Origin of the sequence: Streptomyces antarcticus, from assembly GCF_026627255.1 — a bacterium.
Lineage (GTDB): Bacteria > Actinomycetota > Actinomycetes > Streptomycetales > Streptomycetaceae > Streptomyces > Streptomyces antarcticus.
In genome coordinates, this window is sequence record NZ_JAPNLM010000020.1 from 145,024 (window position 1) to 152,135 (window position 7,112).

A 7,112-nucleotide genomic window follows, 5' to 3' on the forward strand; every position below is an offset into this window, starting at 1 on the left:
TTCGTACACGTACGGATCTGGCTGTACCAAAGGCCAATTGCCCCCTGGCGGGGCCAGTGAAAGCGTCGCTGAGATGGGCACCACGACTCCTTCGGCCACCCCGACCTCTTCGGCCACCACGGCTTCTTCCGAGCTGGCACGGCTCCTTCCCGCGGGGCGGGTGATCGCCGACCGGGACACCCGGGCCTCCTTCGCGCACGACGAGGCGGCGGGTGCCCCCTTCGGCATGCCCGCCGCCGTCGTACGCCCCCACGACACCGCCGAGGTCGCCGTGGTGGTGGCGTACTGCGCCGAGCGGGGTGTGCCGCTGGTCGCGCGCGGCGCGGGCACGGGGCTGTCCGGCGGGGCCAACGCCATCGAGGGCTGCGTGGTCGTCTCGTTCACCGCGATGGACGCGATCGTGCGGATCGACCCTGACGAGCGGCTCGCCGTCGTACAGCCCGGGGTGGTCAACGACCATCTGCGCGCGGCCTGCGCCGAGAAGGGCCTCTGGTATCCGCCCGACCCGGCCAGCGCCCCGTGGTCCACGATCGGCGGAAACGTGGCCACCAACGCGGGCGGGCTGTGCTGCGTGAAGTACGGGGTGACGCGGGACTACGTCCTCGGGCTGGAGGCCGTCACCGGACGCGGCGAGACCGTCCGACTGGGGCGGCAGACCGCCAAGGGCACCGCCGGCTACGAGCTGGCCGGGCTGATGGTGGGCTCGGAGGGCACCCTGGGCCTGGTCACCGAGGTCACCCTGCGGCTGCGGGGCGCCCGCGCGCAGGAGCGGACCGTCGTCGGCTACTTCGACGACCTGCCGAGCGCGGGACGCGCGGTCGCCCGCGTGGTGGCTTCCGGAGTGGTGCCGAGCGCTCTCGAACTCGTCGACGGCTACTGCCTGCGCGCCGTGGACGACTGGAAGAACATGGGCCTCACCGAGGTCGGGAACGTGTTGCTGCTGGCCCGCTGTGACGCCCCCGGAGCAGCCGGAGACCAGGAGGCCGACACCGTCTTGAGCTGCTTCGAGAGCGCGGGCGCGACCTGGAGCGCCCGCTCGACCGACGCTGCCGAGGCGGATGCCCTCTTCGCCGCGCGCCGACTGGTCTATCCGGCGCTGGAGCGGCTGGGCCTGGTGCTCAGCGAGGACATCTGCGTGCCGCGCATGCTCGTGCCGGAGATGCTTGCCCACCTGGAGCGGATCGCCCTGGCGCACGACGTGCACATCGCGAGTCTGGCCCACGCGGGGGACGGCAACCTGCACCCGATGATGGTGGTTCCCCGGGGGGACGTGTCCGCCCTGGCCCGGGGGCGCGGGGTGTTCGATGAGGTCGTCGACCAGGCGATCGCCCTGGGCGGCACCGTCACCGGGGAGCACGGGGTGGGGCTGCTCAAGATGCGCGGCCTGGCCCAGGAACTGAGCCCGGCCGTACTCGACCTGCACCGCGGGATCAAGAAGGTGTTCGACCCAGCCGGGATCTTCAACCCGGGGAAGGTCTTCACCTCCTGAGAAGCCATCTCATTTGGCTAGTCTGCGGTAGCAGATGAGGGTGCAGGCGATGCTGGTGAGGGCAAGGAAGTGTTCGGCCTTGCGTTCGTAGCGGCGGTGGAGTCGGCGACAGCCGGCGAGCCAGGACATGGTGCGTTCGACGACCCAGCGGTGGCGGCCGAGCCGGATGGAAGACTCGATCCCTTTACGGGCGATGCGGTGCGTGATGCCGCGCCCGCGTAACCATTTCCGCAGGTGGGCATAGTCGTAGCCCTTGTCTGCATGGAGCTTTCCGGGCTTGCGCCGTCGTCGGCCGCGGCGTGAACGGATGGGCGGGATGCCGCGCACGAGGGGTTCGAGCGCCTGACTGTCGTGCAGGTTCGCCCCTGAGATACCGATGGAAAGGGGCAGACCAGTCCGCTCCGTGATCAAGTGGATCTTCGAGCCGAACTTACCCCTGTCGACAGGATTCGGACCTGTCAGGTCCCCCTTTTCAGGGCCCTCATGTTCACCGAGTCGATCGCGCAGCGGGACCAGTCCAGGTCGCCGCGGGCGCCGAGCGCATCGAGGACCAGGCGGTGGAGCTTGGCCCACACTCGGGCCTTGCTCCACTCGGAGAACCGCCGGTGAGTTGTCGCCCCCGACGGCCCGAACGACGCCGTGGGCAGCTGCTGCCAGGTGCAACCCGAGGTGGCGACAAACAAGATCGCCGCCAACACCTCCCGATCACCGTACCGGCGACGTCCACCGCCCTGCGGCCGCGAGGGCGCCTCGGGCACCACCCGCTGAAACAACACCCACAACTCATCCGGCACAAGCCGCTCAACAATGCCCGCCACGACCGACAGCCTACCCATCCGCCCAAATGAGATGACTTCTTATTCACGCCCAGCCCACCGAGCCGGGCCCCACGGCCTCGCGGCGGAGAATGGTGGGCGGGCGCCGATGGGGCGCCTGCCTCGGCCGCTGCGCCACTCGGCCGGTTCCCCACCGCAACAGCCTGGTTCCGGCCAGGGAAAGAGTAGAAGGATTCCGTTCGTCCCTCATTCCTCGCAGGCAGGAGGCCGGTCGATTCGTGCGGCCCTCCTGGCTGATTTTCCTGTGGTGACGTGATCCTTCTCCGGATAGCGTTCATCCATGCCCGGAATTCGGAACTGAAAAGCCGGACCGCGCCGGCATTACCGATCTGTTCACTGACCATGGACGGTCCGGTATGCACCATCACATCATCGGGGGATGAAGTTCGGGGGGCCTTTCGGTTCCACGCCTGTTCAGGTCGCCCATGCGGGCTTCCTCCTCCTTGCGATGAACGCAAGGGATATCGAATGAACCGCAACACCATGCGCATGGCGGCCGTGTCCGCCGTCGCCGCCGCAGCGCTCGGAGCGGGTGCCGGCCTGGCCCAGGCCGCCCCGGCTCCCGCGCCCGCTCCGCAGACCCTCTCGGCCACGTACCAGGCCGAAGCCCAGCAGGCCGCGCGCGCCCTGCTGGACGGTCCGCTCGCGGCCAAGCTGACGCATGCGGAGAAGGCCGAGATCGAGCGGATCGGCGCCGGCGAAGCCGCCACCGAGAACCGATGGAAGGTCATCAAGGCCGCGTTCAGCAAGGTCGGCGGCTTCGCCAAGGCCGTCGCGGGCAAGTACAGCGACTTCGTGAGGTGGTACGACGGCCTGCCCTGGTACGCCCGGGCGCCTCTCGCAGCCGTGACCCCGGGTCTGACGCTCTGGGAGATCTACAGCGCTCTGCACTAAGCACGGGGAGGCCACACCAGTTCGCCGTCGGCCCCTTTGAGGAATCGCCGGCAGGGTCCGCCGCGGGTGCACACGCGGCGGACCCTGCCGGCAGCCCGAACACGTACGACAGGGAGTATCTCCATCATGTCCCCCACCACCCCGGGATCCCCCACCCGCGCCACCGGGCCGTCGCCGCGTGCCGCCACTGCCGGCACTTGGGTGCTGCCCCTCCTCCTGCTGGCTCCCTTGGCCGTGATCGGACTTCTGGTGGAGTCGCCGTCCACGCCGTGGTGAGTGGTCTCCTGGGTCCTGTGGGGCCTGTCGGCCATCTCGACCTTCGCGGGGTGGACGACCGTGGCGCGCCACGGAATGCGCGCCCCCGCGGCATGGGTTATGTGCGTGGCGGTGCACGCCGTACTCGCCTGGCGGCTTCTCGTCCTCGTCACCGAATGAGAGGACAGGTGGGGGCTCACTTCTCTCACCGCCGGAGCGACGAACGAGGAAAACGGGCGCCGTCGGGGGAAGAAGTCCGCAGGAAGCCTTTCGGTTTCCACGCCTGTTCAGGTCTTCCTCGGTCTTCCTCCCCCTTGCGATAACGCAGGAGAACCCTACATGAGCAGTCCGGAGAGGAATACCCGGTGGAGAAGGGCGACGCACTCGTCGAGGCCAGCGGCCTCGGCCGCTCCTTCGGCGACAGGCGCGTCCTGTCGGACGTCTCGCTGGCCCTCCGCTCCGGCGAGGTGACCGGATTCGTCGGCGCCAACGGCGCGGGCAAGTCCACCGCGATCCGGCTGATGCTGGGCCTGACGCGAGGCGAGGGCAGCACCCTCTACCTCGGGCACCGCCTACACGACTGGGGCGCGCCCGGCACGGTGGTCGGGGCAGTTCTCGGCGGTGTGGCCGGCCACCCCAAGCACCGTGTACGCGCCCACCTGCGTATGGCCGCCGCCGGTTCCGCCGCTTCTGACGAGCACGTCGACGAACTGCTGGAGACGGTCGGACTGACCCGGGCCGCCACCCTCTTCCTGGGGCAGCTCTCGCTCGGCATGGCGCAGCGCGTGGCCATCGCCCAAGCCCTGCTGGGCGACCCGCCCGCGCTGATCCTCGACGAGCCGGCGAACGGCCTCGACCCCCACTCGATCCGCTGGCTGCGCGACTTCCAGTCCGTCAGCCGCCAGGTGATCCCGTCCGGCCCTGCGGCGAGGCCCGCGCCCGTGCCGTCCCCGGCTCTTAGGCGACCGGTGCCCGTTTCCCGGGCCCAGGCCCTGCTCCGAGCCTGTCGCTACGAGTGGCGGCACCTGTCGGGGCTGCGCTCCACCTGGGTGCTGCTCGGTGTGGTGGCGCTCCTGAGTCTGCTGACCGGGATCACCGTGCTCCTCGACCTCGATACCATCCACGGGACGATCCCCTCCGCGATGGCCGACGTGATCGCCTGGACGCCGCTCGCGACGCAGATCCCGGCCCTGTGCTTCTTCGTCCTCATCCTCGGCACCGGCCCCGTCTCCACCGAGCTGGTGCGCGGCGCCGCCCGCACTACGTGGCTGTCGGCGAACGGCCGGAGCACCGCGTACTTCGCCAAGTGCACGGTCGGCTTCCTCACGGGCGCGGGCGTGGCGGCGGGCAGCGCACTCCTTGGTGGCCTGTCCTCGGCGGCCGTCCTCGCCGCGAAGGACGTCCCCCAGCCCGCCTGGACAGAAGTGGTGCTCCCGGCCTCCCGCTTCATTCTGTGGATGGGGTGCTGGGCCCTCCTGTGCCTGGCACTGGTGTCCCTGATCCGCAGCCGAATCATCCCGGTCGTGGTGCTGTGCATGTGGCCGCTGATCGTCGAGCGCCTGGTGGGCGGGCTGCTGGGATACCTGCCGGGCCTGGACGGCATCGGCGGCTGGCTCCCCTTCGCCGCAGGCCGCGCGATGCTCACGGACGTTTCGGCCTACCCGCCGGAAGACCGCTCCTTTGCCCAAACCCTGGTCGGCTCGCCCCTGTCCACGTCCACAGCGACGGCGCTCTTCTGCCTCTACACCGTCCTGGTGACGGCTGCGGGCTACCGGGCCTACCGCCACTGGGACGCGCCGTCCGGCTGATTCTGGCCGCCAGCGTCCCGGAACCGGGACCGCTGCTGCGCCCGGCTGCGGAGGAGCCCGACGGCACCGTCTTCAAGCGCATGGGGACAATGAAGCTGGACGTGGCAGAGATCCTGGGAGGATGAGCATGAACCGGACGGCGCTGAACGCGCTCGCGGTCGAGTTGACCGCGCGCGGCACGCTGGGCCCGGTCGAGTTTGGCGCGGCGGGCCTTGGTGGTGGAGACCCATACGCCGAGCTTCACGATCACCGGCTCGGTCTCGCCGTCGATGGTGATCTCCTCGCCGTGGCCGCGGGGTACGGGCCGGTCGGCGCCTTCCCGCTCGACCCACTGCGTGATGGCTTCCAGGCCCCGCTGAAACGCCTGCTACGCCTTGGACGGCCCCTTCCCGCGGACACGGGCGCCGGGGCGGGAGGCGGGGCCTCGGCGGCTCGTATGCCAAGCGGCGGCCGACGTGCTGGACGAGACGGCACATCCGCCGAAGCACCATGGGGCGAGCCTTTGCCGAGCGCGGAACCGGGCCCCTGTTAGGCCCCGTGCGGGGAGAGGACCGGCAAGGGTTCGCCGGCATTCGCCGGGCGGCCTTCGGACAGCCAGAAGAGGTAATGGCAGAGGTTCTCCGCGAGGCCTCCGTCGATGTACGCGACGTACTCTCGGGCGCCGCCAGCCGCCTCGCGCTCCGCCGCCCGGTCTGAGACCGACCACGTACGGTCCAGGGCCGCGGCCCACTCCCGCACCCGGCCCCGCCCCCTCCACCAGTCGCGGACGAGCTCTGGGGTCCAGTGGTCGTCACCGTCGCAGGCGTACCCGGCCATCGGGTCCTGCGCGACCGCGCCCAGCAGCGCCAGCGCCTGTGCGATGTCACGGGGCTGCCGGTAGACGAACTCGGCGCCCCACTCGTCGTCGTAGAGCACGTGCGCGGGGGCGACCAGCCGGCCCATCCAGCAGTTGTCGGTCCCGGCCCCGTAGAACGGCCCCGGCACGTTGCGCCAGTCGCGTTCTGCCCAGCGTTCGGGGCGGGTGTTCCACCAGTTGCCGCGGTGTTCCGGGGCGGGCAGCCACGTGCCGCCGTCCGGCGCGGGCAGCGGCCCGCTCTCCGCGGCCCGGACGGACGGCAGTGGATCCCAGTAGCTCATGGTCCGCACACTGTCAGATGGTGCGGGTGGGGCGGATACACGCCACATGCACGCCCTGAGTACGCGGTATGTACGCTTCACGCAGTCCGGCGGGCCGTATACGCGCCTCGTCCGGGCCCCCGCGTGCTGCCCCGCTACCGCGCCCAGTCGGCTCCGAGTTGGGTGAGTGCGGCGAGCTGGGCCCGGTCGAGTTTGTTGCGGCGGGCCTTGGTGTTGGAGATCCACACCCCCAGCTTCACCGTCACGGTCACCGGCTCGGTCTCGCCGTCGATGGTGATCGGCTCGGCGTGGCCGCGGGGGACGGGCCGGTCGGCGCCTTCGCGCTCGACCCATTGCGTGAGGGCTGCCAGGCCCCGTTGGAACGCTTGCTGCGCCTTGCCCGATCCCTTCGCCGTACCGTCCTTCGCACCGCCGGCCGCTACGGGTGCGGGTGACGGCGTCTGGGCGGGCGTGACGCCGAGTGCGGTCAGTAGTTGCTGCTGTTCGGTGGATAGCTGTGTCCAGGTGCGGGTCTGTCGTGTGAGCCACCTGCCGAGGTCGTCGCCGTCGAAGGTGACGCCGGGTTCGATGGCGGGGAGCAGGCCGCCGGGTTCGTCGGCGGCGAGCTGGGCGAGGATCCGGTGGTGGCGTTGCCAGTCCAGCGGCCACGGGCAGTTCCAGTCGGGGTCGATCGCGGTCAGCTGCTGCGCCCGC

The 7,112-nt window shown here is 70.5% G+C and carries 7 protein-coding genes; 4 read left to right on the forward strand and 3 right to left on the reverse strand.

All coding sequences use genetic code 11. The features are described 5' to 3' along the window. The first annotated feature begins 73 nt into the window (after positions 1-73). Positions 74-1,489 (forward strand): FAD-binding oxidoreductase, encoded by a 1,416-nt coding sequence (locus OTB16_RS27160; protein ID WP_267723410.1) that lies wholly within the window; start codon positions 74-76, stop codon positions 1,487-1,489. Between the two features lie 9 nt (positions 1,490-1,498). Here the strand turns inward: OTB16_RS27160 and OTB16_RS27165 are convergent. Continuing rightward, a protein-coding gene (locus OTB16_RS27165; RefSeq protein ID WP_267723411.1) for an IS5 family transposase occupies positions 1,499-2,325 on the reverse strand; the annotation gives its coding sequence in 2 pieces (ribosomal slippage) (positions 1,499-1,959 and positions 1,959-2,325; 828 coding nt in all). 468 nt (positions 2,326-2,793) lie between these two features. Between OTB16_RS27165 and OTB16_RS27170 the strand changes: the two genes are divergently transcribed. From OTB16_RS27170 to OTB16_RS27180, 3 genes are all read left to right on the forward strand, one after another. Beyond that, a complete protein-coding gene (locus tag OTB16_RS27170; RefSeq protein WP_267723412.1) occupies positions 2,794-3,219 on the forward strand; it encodes a hypothetical protein in 426 nt (141 codons plus the stop codon). 276 nt (positions 3,220-3,495) lie between these two features. Beyond that, on the forward strand, positions 3,496-3,654 hold the full coding sequence (locus OTB16_RS27175) for a hypothetical protein (protein ID WP_267723413.1): 159 nt from the start codon (positions 3,496-3,498) through the stop codon (positions 3,652-3,654). 185 nt (positions 3,655-3,839) lie between these two features. Beyond that, positions 3,840-5,282 (forward strand): ATP-binding cassette domain-containing protein, encoded by a 1,443-nt coding sequence (locus OTB16_RS27180; RefSeq protein WP_267723414.1) that lies wholly within the window; start codon positions 3,840-3,842, stop codon positions 5,280-5,282. 528 nt (positions 5,283-5,810) lie between these two features. Here the strand turns inward: OTB16_RS27180 and OTB16_RS27190 are convergent. Both OTB16_RS27190 and OTB16_RS27195 read right to left on the reverse strand, forming a co-directional pair. Continuing rightward, positions 5,811-6,419 (reverse strand): ferredoxin, encoded by a 609-nt coding sequence (locus OTB16_RS27190; RefSeq protein WP_267723415.1) that lies wholly within the window; start codon positions 6,417-6,419, stop codon positions 5,811-5,813. Between the two features lie 134 nt (positions 6,420-6,553). After that, the coding region (locus tag OTB16_RS27195) for a helicase associated domain-containing protein (RefSeq protein WP_267723416.1) at positions 6,554-7,112 on the reverse strand (559 nt) is incomplete at its 5' end.